Below are 14,747 nucleotides of genomic sequence, written 5' to 3'. Positions count from 1 at the left end.
CGACCCGGCCGCCCACGCCCGCGAACGCTCCGGCGGACCTTCACGGCCCGGGCTCCGTACGGCCCTGACGGGGCAGGTCCAGGGCCACCGCGACCGCCGAGTCGCAGTACTCCCGTACGGCACTCGTACGGGCTACGACCCGCCCCCGGTGGATCACGATGCGGCTGTACGCGAGGGAGAGCACGCCCGCGATCCGGTCCCCGCGCACGGCCAGCAGCTCCGCCGGGAAGCCGGCCTCCACCCGCACCTCCGGCAGACCCATCGCCTCGCGGGCACAGGAGCTCACCGACTCGTAGGCCTCGCCCGCACGCAGCCCGCCCTGGGACGCCAGGAGGTACGCGGCCTCCAGCGGGTCCCCGCGCCCGACCGGGTTCCCGGCGTCGCGCAGCGCCCCGCTGCCGGCCGCGACCCCGACCCCGGAGGCCCGCAGGAGGCGTACGGGCGCGGTGCGCAGACCGCGGCGCTCCAGGGCCGCGCAGTCGCCCTGGGGGAGGCAGGTGACGCGCACCCCGGCCGCGGCCAGCTGGTCGGCGGCGCGGCCGGCCACGTCGAGCGGGAGCCGGGACAGCCCGCCGCAGGGTCCGATGGTCACCCCGGGGCGCAGCCCGCCGGCCATGGCGGCGAGGCGGGCGAGGCGGGCCGGGTCGTCGCCGTCGGTGTGGAGGTCCACGGGGCAGCCGTGTTCGGCGGCGAGCTCCAGGACGGCTTCGAGGAACCCGGCCGGGTCGGGGTCCAGGTCGGGGCAGCCGCCGATCACGGAGGCGCCCATCTTGACCGCGTCGCGCAGCATGGCGAGCCCGTCCGCACCCGCCAGCCCGGTCAGCAGCCGGGGCACGGCCACGGCGGTGAGGTCGGCGAGGCCCCGCAGGGAGCGGCGGGCCTGGAGCACGGCCGCCATCGGGCCGAGGCCGTGCACGTCCCCGATCCGTACGTGCGAACGCACGGCCGTGGCGCCGTGGCCGAGCTGGAGCAGGGCGGCCTCGGTGGCGCGGCGCTGGACCTCGTCGGGGGCGTAGGAGACGGGCCCGTCGCCGTCGGCGGTCAGGGCGGTGTCGCCGTGGGCGTGCGGTTCGGCGGGGGCGGGCAGCAACAGGTAGCCGGTCAGGTCCACTCGGGACAGGGCCGCGGCCGGCAGGCTCCCGGCGGTGCCGACGGCCTGGATGCGCCCCCCGCCGAGCCGCACGTCGACGGTGCGGCCGTCGGTGAGCCGGGCGCCGGTGAGCAGCAGCGTGCCGCCCTCGGCGGCGACCGGGTGGCCGGGGGTGGGGCCGCCGCGGTGACCGGTGCCGTCCGCGGGGCCGTGTGCGGGTCCGTGGCCGCCGCCCTCGCCGCGGCCACCGCGCGGGGACTGGAACGGCTGCTGCGGCTGGCTGTCGGACATCGCGCTCCTGCGGTGGCTCGGGCGGTTCCTGAGCCGTGGCCTCCGGCCCGCGGCCCAAGATCACGCAGCGTGCTCAGAGCCTAGGGCGCGGGGCACGCCGCTTCGCGGAGGAGGGAAATAGTCGTACCGGTGTGGTGCCCGCGCGCCGGAGCACCCGCCCGCACGCGCCCGGCTCCCGCCGAGGGCTCCCAGGGGTGCTCGTCGAGCGCTCCCGGGCGGCTCGCAGCGGGCTCGCGGGGGGCTCACCGGGGGCTCCGGGCGGGCGCGGGGATGTGAGCCCGGACACAATCTGCGCGAAATCGGGGTCCGAAGCCCTCTTCGCCTTGATCGGGAATGAGGGGCCGACCCCCTCGGAGCCCTGTCCCCGCAAAGGATTTGGGCGATCGGCGGGCAACCGTGTAATGTCTTCATCGCTCGCCCCAATAGCTCAGTCGGTAGAGCGTCTCCATGGTAAGGAGAAGGTCTGCGGTTCGATTCCGCATTGGGGCTCTGGTGAGAGAGGTTCCCCACCCTCGGGTGGGGAGTCGATCACATCAAAGCGGCGTAGCTCAGTCGGTAGAGCAAGCGGCTCATAATCGCTGTGTCACCGGTTCAAGTCCGGTCGCCGCTACACACAGTAGCCGATTGCGGGGTCGGTCTCCCGGTCGGCTACTCTTGTATGCGTTCATCCGTCCCAATTTCCGTCAAGGAGCACTCACGTGGCTGCCACCGACGTCCGCCCGAAGATCACGCTGGCCTGCGTGGAGTGCAAGGAGCGGAACTACATCACCAAGAAGAACCGGCGTAACAACCCGGACCGTCTTGAGATGAAGAAGCACTGCCCGCGCTGCAACTCGCACACCGCGCACCGCGAGACCCGCTGACACCAGCGAAGTCCCGTTTAACAGGCACAGTCATGAGGTCGTCCCCCTTCACTGGGGGGCGGCCTCATGTCGTTTCCCGCATCGTTCCACCAGTCGTTCCACCCTGTTCCTTTCCGTTCTTTCGTGTCCCAGTCCCTTCACCAGGAGGTAGCGAGTCATGGCTCTCGACCAGTCCTTCGTAGGGCGGAGCTACCCGCCCACCGATCCTTACGAGGTCGGCCGGGAGAAGATCCGCGAATTCGCGGTGGCAGTGGGTGACGACAATCCCGTCTACACCGACCCCGAAGCCGCCAAGAACGCCGGCCACCCCGACGTGATCGCGCCGCCGACCTTCGTGTTCGCCATCACTTTCGCCGCGGCCGGCCAGGTCGTCGCGGACCCGCAGCTGGGCCTGGACTACAGCCGGGTCGTGCACGGCGACCAGAAGTTCGCGTACGCCCGCCCGGTGCGCGCCGGTGACCGCCTGTCGGTGACCTCCACCATCGAGGCCGTGAAGTCGATGGCCGGCAACGACATCATCGACATCCGCGGCGAGGTCCACGACGAGTCCGGCGAGCACGTGGTGACGGCCTGGACGAAGCTCGTCTCCCGCGCCCCCGAGGAGGCCTGACATGGCAGCGCAGATCACGTACGCGGACGTCGAGGTCGGCACCGAGCTCCCGGCGGGCTCCTTCCCCGTGACGCGCGCCACGCTGGTCCGGTACGCCGGCGCCTCGGGCGACTTCAACCCGATCCACTGGAACGAGAAGTTCGCCAAGGAGGTGGGACTGCCGGACGTGATCGCGCACGGCATGTTCACCATGGCCGAGGCGATCCGCGTGGTCACCGACTGGGTCGGCGACCCGGGCGCGGTGGTCGAGTACGGCGTGCGCTTCACCCGCCCGGTCGTCGTACCGAACGACGACCGGGGCGGTCTGATCGAGGTCACGGCCAAGGTCGCCGCCAAGCTGGACGACAACCGCGTCCGAGTGGACCTGACGGCCACGAGCGCCGGCCAGAAGGTCCTGGGCATGGCCCGGGCCGTGGTGGCGCTGGGCTGAGGGGACGCGGGAAGGGGCGGAGGGGGGCGGCGGGCGCACCGCCGCCCCCACACCGCCGACCGACCCGTCCCACCGCCCGGGTCCCCAACCCCCGCTCCCCACACCCCCTTGACCAAGTTAGTGATTAGCCACTAACTTTCTCGCATGGTCAGGATGAGCGCCGCCGAGCGGCGGGAGAGTGTCATCCGTGCGGCGATGCACGAGTTCGCGCGGGGGGGTTATTACGGGACTTCCACCGAGGCGATCGCCAAGCGGGTGGGTGTCTCGCAGCCGTACCTGTTCCGGCTCTTCCCCAACAAGCAGGCGATCTTCCTCGCCGCCAGCGCGCGCTGCATGGAGGACATCCGCCTCGCGCTGGAGGAGGCGGGGAAGGGGGTCCACGGGGAGAAGGCCGTCAAGGTCATGGGGGCGGCGTACATGCAGCTCATCACCGACCAGCCCGACAAGCTCCAGATGCAGATGCAGACCTACGTGACCGTGGCCGCCGCCGAGGCCGCCGGCGAGCCGGAGTTCGGGGAGATGGTGCGGGCCGGCTGGATGGAGCTGTGGGACACCGTGCACCTGCCCCTGGGGGCCGACACCGGTGAGACCACCACCTTCATGGCCTACGGGATGCTCATCAACGCCTTGGCCGCCATGGGCTTTCCGCCCGGCCACCGGGTGTGGGAGGGGTGTTACTCGGTGGTCCAGCCCCAGCCCCAGCCCCGGCCCCAGACGCAGACCGCCTCCACCACCCCGTAGTAGTCCGGGTGGTAGTCCGACCGCACGGCGCGCAGCCCCGGACCGACCCCGGTCCGCGGTCGGTTCGGGGGTGGGGGCCGTGTGCGCGTCTTTCTGGTCGCACAAGTTAGTCAGCAATAACTAACAGCAATCAGCAGGGGGAACCGTGAACACGCCAGGCAGCGAGACCGGCAGAGGGCCGAAGAGAGAGCCGAACAGGAAAACCGGCACCGAAGCAGGTGCCGCCACCAAAGACGGCACCGACCCCACCACCGCCTCCGCCTCCGCCTCCGCCTCCGCCACCGACACCAGGCTCCGTGGCCCGGCCGTCTGGGCGCTCGTGCTCACGGGTACCGCCAGTTTCATGGCCGCCCTCGACAACCTCGTCGTCACCACCGCCCTCCCCGCCATCCGGTCCGACCTCGGCGGCAAGCTGGAGGACCTGGAGTGGACGGTGAACGCGTACACGCTCACCTTCGCCGTCCTGCTGATGTTCGGCGCCGCCCTCGGTGACCGATTCGGCCGCCGCCGGCTGTTCGTCGTCGGGCTCTCGGTCTTCACCGGAGCCTCCGCCGCCGCCGCGCTCTCGCCCGGGATCGACGCCCTCATCGCCGCCCGCGCCGTCCAGGGCGTCGGCGCCGCGATCATGATGCCGCTCACCCTGACCCTGCTGACCGCGGCCGTCCCGGCGGCCCGCCGCGGCATGGCACTGGGCATCTACGGCGCCGTCACCGGCCTCGCGGTCGCCAGCGGGCCGCTGATCGGCGGCAGCCTGACCGAGCACATCTCGTGGCAGTGGATCTTCTGGCTCAACGTCCCGATCGGCCTCGCGCTCATCCCGCTCGCCCGCCTGCGCCTCGCCGAGTCCACCGCCCCCGGCTCCCGCCTCGACGTCCCGGGCACCCTGCTGATCAGCGGCGGGCTCTTCGGCATCGTCTACGGGCTGGTGAACGCCAACGCCCACGGCTGGACCAGCGCCCCCGTGCTCACCGGCCTGATCGCCGGCACCGCGCTCGTCGGCGCCTTCGTCCGCCACGGCTTCCGCAGCCCCAACCCGATGCTCCCCATGCGTCTCTTCCGCAACCGGGGCTTCCTCGGAATCAACTTCGCCAGCCTGCTGATGTTCCTCGGTATGTTCGGTTCGATCTTCCTGCTCAGCCAGTTCCTCCAGGGCGTGGCCGGTTACTCGCCCACCGAAGCCGGCCTGCGCATGCTCCCGTGGACCGGCATGCCGATGATCGTCGCCCCGATCGCCGGCATCCTGTCCGACCGCATCGGCGGCCGTCCCGTCGTCGCCGCCGGACTGGCCTTCCAGGCCCTCGGCCTCGGCTGGTTCGCGGCCATCCTGACCACCGACCTCCCCTACGCCGCCCAGTTGCCGCCGCTGATCCTCAGCGGGATCGGCATGGCCCTCTACTTCGCCCCCGCCGCCAACGTCCTCATGTCCACCGTCGGCCCCGCCGACCAGGGCAAGGCCTCCGGCACCAACAACGCCCTGCGCGAGGTCGGCGGCGCCCTCGGCGTCGCGATCCTGGCCTCCGTCTTCTCCGCCCGGGGCGGCTACGAGACCCCGCAGGCCTTCACCGACGGCACCGTCCCCGCCCTGTGGATCGGCGCCGGGGCCGTCGCCCTCGCCGCCGCGCTGGCCCTGCTGCTGCCGCGCCGGCCGGGGTCCGCGCCGGCCGTGCCCGCCGCCCGCGCGGCCGCGCCGCCGCGGAAGGTGCGCTCCGCCGGCTGACCCGCCGGCCCGCCCCACCGCTCGCGGTTACGGTCCGTGGCCCCGCAGGGATGCGGGGGCCGCGGACCGTACTCTTGTCCCCGTGCAGGAACTCCACGACGCCCCCCTCGCCCCGCTGACCACCTTCCGGCTCGGCGGCCCCGCCGCCCGCCTGATCACCGCCACCACCGACGCCGAGGTCGTCGCGGCCGTCCGCGCCGCGGACGAGAGCGGCACCCCGCTCCTGGTCATCGGCGGCGGCAGCAACCTGGTCATCGGCGACCGGGGCTTCGACGGCACCGCCCTGCGCATCGCGACCACCGGCTTCGCGCTGGACGGCACCCGCCTGGAGCTCGCCGCGGGCGAGAACTGGAGCGACGCCGTCGCCCGTACCGTCGAAGCGGGCCTCGCCGGCATCGAGTGCCTCGCCGGCATCCCCGGCTCCGCCGGCGCCACCCCGATCCAGAACGTCGGGGCGTACGGCCAGGAGGTCCGCGACACCATCACCGAGGTCGTCGCCTACGACCGCACCCTGCGCGAGACGGTCACCCTGACCGCCGCCGAGTGCGCCTTCCGCTACCGCCACAGCCTCTTCAAGGACCGGCCCGAGCGGTACGTCGTCCTGCGCGTGCGGTTCGCCCTGGAGGACGCCGGCGGGCTCTCCGCGCCGATCAAGTACCCCGAGACCGCCCGCGCCCTCGGCGTCGCGGCCGGCGACCGGGTGCCGGCCGCCACCGCCCGCGAGACCGTGCTGCGGCTGCGGGCCGGCAAGGGCATGGTCCTCGACCCCGCCGACCACGACACCTGGTCGGCCGGCTCCTTCTTCCACAACCCGGTCCTCACCGACGAGGCCTACGCCGCCTTCCTCACCCGCGCCCAGGACCGCCTCGGCCCCGACACCGCCCCGCCCGCCTACCCGGCGGGCGACGGCCGGACGAAGACCAGCGCGGCCTGGCTGATCGACAAGGCCGGATTCACCAAGGGCTACGGCACCGGCCCCGCCCGCATCTCCACCAAGCACACCCTCGCCCTCACCAACCGCGGCGAGGCCACCACCGAGGACCTCCTCGCCCTCGCCCGCGAGGTCGTCGCGGGCGTCCACGCGGCCTTCGGCGTCACCCTCGTCAACGAGCCGGTGACGGTCGGCGTCAGCATCTGAGGAGCCCCGGCCGCCCATGCTCTGTCCGCTCCACGGGGCCGGTACGGACCCCACCCGACTCGTGGGGCGCACCCTCAGCAGAGTCGTCGCGTCCTGGCACGTCAGCGACGGCGAGCGCTCCGAGGCACCGCTCGACGTGTGGCTGATCGACAGCGTCGGCGACTCCATCCGGATCACCACCGGATCCGACCAGTGCCTGATCGTCGAGTCCGGTGCGCCGCACGCCCCGTACGACATGGGGGAGTGGGGCCGCATCGAGGTCGGCGAGGACCTCGGCGACCACCCGTTCCTGCGCCACCTCGGCGAGACCGTCGCCTCCGTCGCCGAGTACGCCCTGCCCGAACAGGGCCGCACCCACCTGGAGATCGGCTTCCCGGACGGCGGCCGGGTGCGCGCCGACTGCTACGAAGGGGACCTCAGGCTCACCCGCTGAGCCAGTGGTCGATCCCGGCCAGCAGCTTGGCCTGCGTGTCCTCGGGCGCCGCCGACCCGCGCACCGACTGGCGGGCCAGCTCGGCGAGTTCGGCGTCGGTGAAGCCGTGGTGCGTCCGCGCGATCTCGTACTGCGCCGCCAGCCGCGAGCCGAACAGCAGCGGGTCGTCGGCGCCCAGCGCCATCGGCACCCCCGCGTCGAAGAGCGTCCGCAGCGGCACGTCCTCGTGGCGCTCGTAGACCCCGAGGGCCACGTTCGAGGCCGGGCAGACCTCGCAGGTGATCTGCCGGTCGGCCAGCCGCTTGAGCAGCCTGGGGTCCTCGGCCGCCCGTACGCCGTGCCCGATGCGGGCCGCGTGCAGGTCGTCGAGGCAGTCGCGCACCGAGGACGGGCCGGTGAGCTCGCCGCCGTGCGGGGCGGCGAGCAGGCCGCCCTCGCGGGCGATGGCGAAGGCCCGGTCGAAGTCGCGGGCCATGCCGCGCCGCTCGTCGTTGGAGAGTCCGAAGCCGACGACCCCGCGATCGGCGTAGCGGACGGCGAGCCGGGCGAGGGTACGGGCGTCCAGCGGGTGCTTCATGCGGTTCGCGGCGATGACCACGCGCATCCCGAGGCCGGTCTCGCGCGAGGCCGCGTCCACGGCGTCGAGGATGATCTCGACGGCCGGGATCATGCCGCCGAGCAGCGGGGCGTACGAGGTCGGGTCGACCTGGATCTCCAGCCAGCCGCTCCCGTCCCGCACGTCCTCCTCGGCGGCCTCGCGCACCAGGCGCCGGATGTCGTCGGGCTCGCGCAGGCAGGAGCGGGCGGCGTCGTAGAGCCGCTGGAAGCGGAACCAGCCGCGCTCGTCGGTGGCGCGCAGCTTGGGGGGCTCCCCGGCGGTCAGCGCGTCGGGGAGGCGGACGCCGTACTTGTCGGCGAGCTCCAGCAGCGTCGACGGTCGCATCGAGCCGGTGAAGTGCAGGTGCAGGTGGGCCTTGGGCAGAAGCGTGAGGTCGCGTGCGTGCTCCATCCGGTGATCCTGCCGTACGCGCGCCCCGAACGGGAGGGCGTTTTACCGATCGGGGGCTTGCTCGAACGTGTGAGTCGGCCACCGCGGCGCCCGCCGGCGGCCCCGAACGCGCAGTGGCGGCTCCCCCGCGGGGGAGCCGCCACTCGGGAACCGCCGGGCCGCTCTAGGCCGTGGCCTCCGCCAGTAGCTTCTGGAGCCGGGACACGCCCTCCACCAGGTCCTCGTCGCCCAGCGCGTACGAGAGGCGCAGGTAGCCGGGGGTGCCGAAGGCCTCGCCCGGGACGACCGCGACCTCGGCCTCGTCCAGGATCAGGGCGGCCAGCTCGACCGAGGTCTGCGGGCGCTTGCCGCGGATCTCCTTGCCGAGCAGCTCCTTGACCGAGGGGTACGCGTAGAACGCGCCCTCGGGGGTCGGGCAGAAGACGCCGTCGATCTCGTTGAGCATCCGCACGATCGTCTGGCGGCGCCGGTCGAAGGCGGTGCGCATCTCGTGCACCGCGTCCAGGTTGCCGGAGACGGCGGCCAGCGCGGCGACCTGCGCCACGTTGGAGACGTTGGAGGTGGCGTGCGACTGGAGGTTGGTGGCGGCCTTGACCACGTCCTTCGGGCCGATGATCCAGCCCACGCGCCAGCCGGTCATGGCGTACGTCTTGGCGACGCCGTTGACGATGATGCAGCGGTCGGCCAGCTCGGGGACGATCGCCGGGAGCGAGACGAACTTGGCGTCGCCGTAGACCAGGTGCTCGTAGATCTCGTCGGTGAGGACCCACAGGCCGTTGGCGGCGGCCCAGCGGCCGATCGCCTCGGCGTCGGCCTCGGAGTAGACGGCTCCGGTCGGGTTGGACGGGGAGACGAAGAGGACGACCTTGGTGCGCTCGGTGCGCGCGGCCTCCAGCTGCTCGACGGAGACCCGGTAACCGGTGGTCTCGTCGGCCACCACCTCGACCGGGACACCGCCCGCCAGGCGGATCGACTCCGGGTAGGTGGTCCAGTACGGAGCCGGGACGATGACCTCGTCACCCGGGTCCAGGATGGCCGCGAAGGCCTCGTAGATCGCCTGCTTGCCGCCGTTGGTCACCAGGACCTGCGACGCGTCGACCTCGTAGCCGGAGTCGCGCAGCGTCTTCGCGGCGATGGCGGCCTTCAGCTCCGGAAGACCCCCCGCCGGCGTGTAGCGGTGGTACTTGGGGTTGCGGCAGGCCTCGACCGCGGCCTCGACGATGTAGTCCGGCGTCGGGAAGTCGGGCTCGCCCGCGCCGAAGCCGATCACCGGGCGCCCGGCGGCCTTGAGGGCCTTGGCCTTGGCGTCGACGGCGAGGGTGGCGGACTCGGAAATGGCGCCGATACGGGCGGACACCCGGCGCTCGGAGGAAGGCGTTGCAGAGGTCATGCGGCCAATCGTCCCAGACCGCCAAGAAGGGCCGCACACCGTTTCAGTCACCGGACCGCGGAGATGTCCGGAGGGGTTCTGTTCGACGTCAGGGCCGGGTTCACGTACACTCACCTGTCGTTGGACCTCGCCAGCCGCTCCAGAGCGTGAGCACTCCGTGCACTCGCCCGGATGCGGTAGGTTGGGGGACGCAAAGGGTCGTAGCTCAATTGGTAGAGCACTGGTCTCCAAAACCAGCGGTTGGGGGTTCGAGTCCCTCCGGCCCTGCTCCACACTCCTTCTCGGACGTGTGTGCGCAGGTACGTACTTCGATGCAGTGCCGTGCGGCGCAACCGGGCGCGGTACGGCCACGACCCGGATTCAGGTGAGAGACGTGACGGACGCCCTGGGCTCCATCGACATGCCTGACGCCGAGGACGACACTCGCGAGAAGAAGGCCCGCAAGGGCGGTAAGCGCGGCAAGAAGGGCCCCCTGGGTCGTCTCGCGCTCTTCTACCGTCAGATCGTCGCGGAACTCCGCAAGGTTGTATGGCCCACTCGCAACCAGCTCACGACGTACACCACCGTGGTGATTGTCTTCGTCGTCATCATGATCGGTCTGGTGACCGTGATTGACTATGGGTTCCAGGAAGCCATCAAGTTCGTCTTCGGCTGATCCCCGCGGAGGGCGGCGCCTTGATGGGTGCCGCCCGTTTTCGCATGTTCGACCACCTTTTGTATCCAGGAAGAAGCAGCCACCGTGTCTGACCCGAACCTGAACGCGAGCCCCGACTCCGTCGAGTCCGTCGAGGACGCGCTCGACATCGTCGAGGCCGCAGACGCGGACTCCGACGAAGTCGAACTCGCCGACGCCGAGGCGGGTGCACCGGCCGAGGAGGCCGCGCTGCACGTCGAGGACGAGGACGCGGTCGAGGCTGACGCCGAGGTCGAGGACGACGCCGAGGAGGCGCCGGCCGCCGACGAAGCCGAGGACGAGGGCGACACCGAGGCCGCGGCCGAGGTCGAGGCTGACGACGAGGCCGCCGAGGAAGAGCCGGCCGAGCCCGTCGACCCCATCCAGGCCCTCCGCGAGGAGCTGCGCCTCCTGCCCGGCGAGTGGTACGTGATCCACACCTACGCCGGCTACGAGAAGCGCGTGAAGGCCAACCTGGAGCAGCGTGCCGTCTCGCTGAACGTCGAGGAGTTCATCTACCAGGCCGAGGTGCCCGAGGAAGAGATCGTCCAGATCAAGAACGGCGAGCGCAAGAACGTCCGGCAGAACAAGCTGCCCGGTTACGTTCTCGTCCGCATGGATCTGACGAACGAGTCCTGGGGCGTCGTCCGCAACACCCCCGGTGTCACCGGCTTCGTCGGCAACGCGTACGACCCGTACCCGCTGACGCTGGACGAGATCGTCAAGATGCTCGCCCCCGAGGCGCAGGAGAAGGCCGCCAAGGCCGCCGCGGAAGAGGCCGGTCTGCCCGCGCCCTCCGTCAAGCGCACCATCGAGGTCCTGGACTTCGAGGTCGGCGACTCGGTCACCGTCACCGACGGCCCGTTCGCCACGCTCCAGGCGACCATCAACGAGATCAACCCGGACTCGAAGAAGGTCAAGGGCCTCGTCGAGATCTTCGGCCGCGAGACCCCGGTCGAGCTGAGCTTCGACCAGATCCAGAAGAACTGACCCGCGCGGCTCCGCTTCGCGTGGGCGACGGCTTCTGAGCCACAGCTTCCGGACAGGTCAGACCGCCCGTAAAGGGGGGTCTGACCTGCTCGGTTTTCAGCCCCGCACCCATACCCGTTATCGTGGTGCGGTATGCCTCCATCCGGATGACCGGACGGCGGCGAAAAACTCTCACTAGGACCCGGAGAGAGCAATGCCTCCCAAGAAGAAGAAGATCACGGGGCTTATCAAGCTTCAGATCAAGGCCGGTGCGGCCAACCCGGCTCCGCCGGTCGGCCCCGCGCTCGGTCAGCACGGCGTCAACATCATGGAGTTCTGCAAGGCCTACAACGCCGCGACCGAGTCGCAGCGCGGCATGGTCGTGCCGGTGGAGATCACGGTCTACGACGACCGCTCCTTCACCTTCATCACCAAGACTCCGCCGGCCGCGCGCCTCATCCTGAAGCACGCGGGCGTGGAGAAGGGCTCCGGCGAGCCGCACAAGACCAAGGTCGCGAAGCTGACGCGCGCCCAGGTCCGCGAGATCGCCGAGCTGAAGATGCCCGACCTGAACGCCAACGACATCGACGCCGCGGAGAAGATCATCTCCGGCACCGCGCGTTCGATGGGCATCACGGTCGAAGGCTGATCCAGCCACCCCCAGCACCACCAGTGGTAGGACCAAGCGCTGGTCCGCACCACGACTCCACACCTGAAGCCACAACACAGGAGCAGAAGTGAAGCGCAGCAAGACTCTCCGCGCTGCGGACGCCAAGGTCGACCGGGAGAAGCAGTACGCCCCGCTCGAGGCCGTCCGTCTCGCCAAGGACACCTCCACGACCAAGTTCGACAGCACCGTCGAGGTCGCCTTCCGCCTGGGTGTCGACCCGCGCAAGGCCGACCAGATGGTCCGCGGCACCGTGAACCTCCCGCACGGCACCGGCAAGACCGCCCGGGTCCTGGTCTTCGCGACCGGTGACCGTGCAGCAGCCGCGGAAGCCGCCGGCGCCGACATCGTCGGCGACGACGAGCTGATCAACGAGATCGCCAAGGGCAACCGCCTGAACGAGTTCGACGCCGTGGTCGCCACCCCGGACCTCATGGGCAAGGTCGGCCGCCTCGGCCGCGTGCTCGGTCCCCGTGGCCTCATGCCGAACCCGAAGACCGGCACCGTCACGATGGACGTCGCGAAGGCCGTCACCGAGATCAAGGGTGGCAAGATCGAGTTCCGCGTCGACAAGCACTCGAACCTGCACTTCATCATCGGCAAGGTCTCCTTCTCCGATGAGCAGCTGGTCGAGAACTACGGCGCGGCCCTGGACGAGATCCTGCGTCTGAAGCCGTCCGCCGCGAAGGGCCGCTACATCAAGAAGGCCGCCCTGAGCACCACGATGGGCCCCGGTATCCAGCTGGACTCCAACCGCACCCGGAACCTCCTCGTCGAGGAAGACCCGGCCGCGGTCTGAGCCTGACGGCTCACCGAGCGGCTGAACGGGCCCCTCGCCTCCCTTCACCGGGCGGCGGGGGGCCCGTTTCGGTGTTCCGCGCCACATATCGCTCACCCGGGCCGAAACCCCGTACGCATTGTCGGAGGCGAAACGTAAGGTCGGGTCGAGTGAACTTTCGATCAAAAGGGGTGGGGACCTCCGTGTCTGCGTACCGCAAGAAGACCGTTGTCGCCGCGTTGGCCGCCGTACTGCTGGTGGGCGGCGCCACGGCGTGCGAGAACGGCAAGAAGGACGAGACCGGCGCGGCGGGGGCGCCCTCGGCCTCGGCGTCCGCGCCGGCGGCCGGGACCCGGGGAGCGGCCGCGGCCACCCCGGCCTCCCTGCTGGAGAGCACGAAGAAGGCCGCGGCGGACATCACGTCGCTGGAGTACGCGATGACGGGCACCAGCCCCGAGGGCGCGTTCTCCGCAGACGTCTCGATGCGGCTGAAGCCGTCGACCGCGCTCGCCATGAAGATGTCCTCGGCGGAGAGCCCGGAGCAGGTCGAGATCCGCCTGGTCGACGGGATCATGTACCTCGGCTCCGCGGGCAAGTACCTCAAGTTCGACGTGAAGGCCATGGACCCCAAGGCCGGCGCGGAGCTGGACGGACTGGGCAAGAGCACCAAGGGCGCCGAGAACCCGGGCGACAAGGTGGACGCGCTGCTCCAGTCCAAGGACGTCAGGATCGTCGGCGAGGAGGTCCTCGACGGCCAGAAGACGCAGCACCTCACGGGCACCGTCACGCTGGACCAGATGCGGGAGGCCGTCGCCAAGGCCGACCCCGAGGCCCGCCAGCGCCAGGAGACCACGCTGCGGTCGCTGGAGAAGGCCGGCGTCACCACCATGACCCTGGACCTGTGGATCGACGAGAACAGCCGCACCAAGCAGCTCCGCTCGCGCGCCCAGGGCACCGCGGGGGCCACGGACGTGACCATGAAGCTCAAGGGCTACAACCAGCCCGTCGAGATCACCGCGCCGCCCGCCGACCAGGTCACCGACCTCGGGGCCGCGATGAAGGACTCCGGCGGCGGCGCCGCCTGAGCCTCCGCGCGGGCCGCGGGCGGGCGGCCCCGGCGTCCGCCGCCCGCCGGAGCCGGAGGCGATTTGCCTCGGCTGGGGCGTTTCACGTACGCTTCCCGAGAAGCCAAAGACCGCTGGTCGTTGCCGTGCTCGCAAGGGTGCGGTGGCCGAAGGATCCGCTGACTGCGGACGTCCTGCGCAGGTGTTCGTGGAGAAGCTCCCGGAGTGATTCGGTCGAGCTTACGCCCCGTGCGCGTGCGCCGGGGCGTTTCGTCTTGTTCAGCCCCTTCTGAGCGGTCCTCATCACCCGGAAGGAGGCCGACGCTCTATGGCAAGGCCCGACAAGGCTGCCGCGGTAGCCGAGCTCACGGACCAGTTCCAGAGCTCGAACGCCGCCGTGCTGACCGAGTACCGGGGTCTCACCGTCGCGCAGCTCAAGACGCTGCGTCGTTCGCTCGGTGAGAACGCCCAGTACGCCGTGGTGAAGAACACGCTGACCAAGATTGCGGCCAACCAGGCCGGGATCACCGCGCTGGACGAGCACTTCGCTGGTCCGACCGCGGTCGCCTTCATCACCGGTGACCCGGTGGAGTCGGCGAAGAGCCTGCGTGACTTCGCCAAGGACAACCCCAACCTCATCATCAAGGCGGGTGTCCTTGATGGCAAGGCGCTCACCGCCGATGAGATCAAGAAGCTTGCGGACCTCGAGTCCCGCGAGGTTCTGCTCAGCAAGCTGGCCGGCGCGTTCAAGGGCAAGCAGTCTCAGGCTGCCTCGCTCTTCCAGGCGCTGCCGTCGAAGTTCGTCCGCACCGCGGAAGCGCTTCGCGTCAAGCTCGCCGAGCAGGGCGGTGCCGAGTAATTCGGCTCGCGCACTGATCCACGCC

At 70.9% G+C, this 14,747-nt stretch carries 16 protein-coding genes and 3 tRNA genes; 16 read left to right on the top strand and 3 right to left on the bottom strand.

All coding sequences use genetic code 11. From position 1 onward, the window contains the following. Nucleotides 1-40: 40 nt before the first annotated feature. On the bottom strand, nucleotides 41-1,381 hold the full coding sequence (locus tag CP968_RS14210) for an amidohydrolase family protein (RefSeq protein ID WP_229886010.1): 1,341 nt from the start codon (nucleotides 1,379-1,381) through the stop codon (nucleotides 41-43). Between the two features lie 416 nt (nucleotides 1,382-1,797). On the opposite strand from CP968_RS14210, the gene CP968_RS14205 reads away from it, so the two are divergent. From CP968_RS14205 to CP968_RS14160, 9 genes are all read left to right on the top strand, one after another. Then, nucleotides 1,798-1,870: transfer RNA gene (locus CP968_RS14205), tRNA-Thr, on the top strand. A gap of 48 nt (nucleotides 1,871-1,918) precedes the next feature. Beyond that, nucleotides 1,919-1,991, top strand: a tRNA-Met gene (locus tag CP968_RS14200). A gap of 88 nt (nucleotides 1,992-2,079) precedes the next feature. Then, entirely contained in the window at nucleotides 2,080-2,244 is a 165-nt protein-coding gene (gene rpmG / locus CP968_RS14195) for a 50S ribosomal protein L33 (RefSeq protein ID WP_003956487.1), read from the top strand. A 157-nt stretch (nucleotides 2,245-2,401) separates the two neighbouring features. Then, entirely contained in the window at nucleotides 2,402-2,854 is a 453-nt protein-coding gene (locus CP968_RS14190; RefSeq protein WP_150518356.1) for a MaoC family dehydratase N-terminal domain-containing protein, read from the top strand. 1 nt (nucleotide 2,855) lies between these two features. After that, on the top strand, nucleotides 2,856-3,284 hold the full coding sequence (locus CP968_RS14185) for a MaoC family dehydratase (protein ID WP_150518355.1): 429 nt from the start codon (nucleotides 2,856-2,858) through the stop codon (nucleotides 3,282-3,284). Between the two features lie 144 nt (nucleotides 3,285-3,428). Beyond that, nucleotides 3,429-4,025, top strand: coding sequence for a TetR/AcrR family transcriptional regulator (locus CP968_RS14180; protein WP_150518354.1), 597 nt, complete (start codon nucleotides 3,429-3,431; stop codon nucleotides 4,023-4,025). A gap of 343 nt (nucleotides 4,026-4,368) precedes the next feature. Further along, a complete protein-coding gene (locus CP968_RS14170; protein ID WP_150518353.1) occupies nucleotides 4,369-5,742 on the top strand; it encodes a DHA2 family efflux MFS transporter permease subunit in 1,374 nt (457 codons plus the stop codon). 82 nt (nucleotides 5,743-5,824) lie between these two features. After that, nucleotides 5,825-6,880 (top strand): UDP-N-acetylmuramate dehydrogenase, encoded by a 1,056-nt coding sequence (locus tag CP968_RS14165; RefSeq protein WP_150518352.1) that lies wholly within the window; start codon nucleotides 5,825-5,827, stop codon nucleotides 6,878-6,880. A gap of 16 nt (nucleotides 6,881-6,896) precedes the next feature. Further along, complete coding sequence (locus tag CP968_RS14160; RefSeq protein WP_150518351.1) at nucleotides 6,897-7,313, top strand: hypothetical protein; 417 nt, start codon at nucleotides 6,897-6,899, stop codon at nucleotides 7,311-7,313. On the opposite strand, the gene CP968_RS14155 is transcribed toward CP968_RS14160, so the two are convergent. Together CP968_RS14155 and CP968_RS14150 are read right to left on the bottom strand one after the other, a co-directional pair. Beyond that, on the bottom strand, nucleotides 7,303-8,322 hold the full coding sequence (locus CP968_RS14155; protein ID WP_150518350.1) for an adenosine deaminase: 1,020 nt from the start codon (nucleotides 8,320-8,322) through the stop codon (nucleotides 7,303-7,305). The genes CP968_RS14160 and CP968_RS14155 overlap by 11 nt on opposite strands. A gap of 163 nt (nucleotides 8,323-8,485) precedes the next feature. After that, nucleotides 8,486-9,712, bottom strand: coding sequence for a pyridoxal phosphate-dependent aminotransferase (locus tag CP968_RS14150; RefSeq protein ID WP_150518349.1), 1,227 nt, complete (start codon nucleotides 9,710-9,712; stop codon nucleotides 8,486-8,488). A gap of 194 nt (nucleotides 9,713-9,906) precedes the next feature. Between CP968_RS14150 and CP968_RS14145 the strand changes: the two genes are divergently transcribed. The 7 genes from CP968_RS14145 (at nucleotide 9,907) to rplJ (ending at nucleotide 14,722) form a co-directional block, all read left to right on the top strand. Continuing rightward, nucleotides 9,907-9,979, top strand: a tRNA-Trp gene (locus CP968_RS14145). Between the two features lie 106 nt (nucleotides 9,980-10,085). Further along, entirely contained in the window at nucleotides 10,086-10,367 is a 282-nt protein-coding gene (secE, locus tag CP968_RS14140; protein ID WP_030298162.1) for a preprotein translocase subunit SecE, read from the top strand. A gap of 84 nt (nucleotides 10,368-10,451) precedes the next feature. Further along, on the top strand, nucleotides 10,452-11,375 hold the full coding sequence (nusG, locus tag CP968_RS14135) for a transcription termination/antitermination protein NusG (protein ID WP_150518348.1): 924 nt from the start codon (nucleotides 10,452-10,454) through the stop codon (nucleotides 11,373-11,375). A 193-nt stretch (nucleotides 11,376-11,568) separates the two neighbouring features. Further along, complete coding sequence (gene rplK, locus CP968_RS14130) at nucleotides 11,569-12,003, top strand: 50S ribosomal protein L11 (protein ID WP_150518347.1); 435 nt, start codon at nucleotides 11,569-11,571, stop codon at nucleotides 12,001-12,003. 88 nt (nucleotides 12,004-12,091) lie between these two features. Continuing rightward, complete coding sequence (gene rplA, locus CP968_RS14125) at nucleotides 12,092-12,820, top strand: 50S ribosomal protein L1 (protein WP_150518346.1); 729 nt, start codon at nucleotides 12,092-12,094, stop codon at nucleotides 12,818-12,820. Between the two features lie 182 nt (nucleotides 12,821-13,002). Continuing rightward, nucleotides 13,003-13,884 carry an SCO4651 family lipoprotein gene (locus CP968_RS14120; protein WP_229886008.1) on the top strand — a complete coding sequence of 294 codons (882 nt, stop codon included), beginning with the start codon at nucleotides 13,003-13,005 and terminating at the stop codon, nucleotides 13,882-13,884. 307 nt (nucleotides 13,885-14,191) lie between these two features. Further along, nucleotides 14,192-14,722, top strand: coding sequence for a 50S ribosomal protein L10 (gene rplJ, locus CP968_RS14115; RefSeq protein WP_030710304.1), 531 nt, complete (start codon nucleotides 14,192-14,194; stop codon nucleotides 14,720-14,722). The last annotated feature ends 25 nt before the right edge of the window (nucleotides 14,723-14,747 follow it).

It is taken from the genome of Streptomyces subrutilus, from assembly GCF_008704535.1.
Lineage (GTDB): Bacteria > Actinomycetota > Actinomycetes > Streptomycetales > Streptomycetaceae > Streptomyces > Streptomyces subrutilus.
Note: the sequence above shows the minus strand (reverse complement) of the source record. Positions and strands in the feature narration are given on the sequence as shown.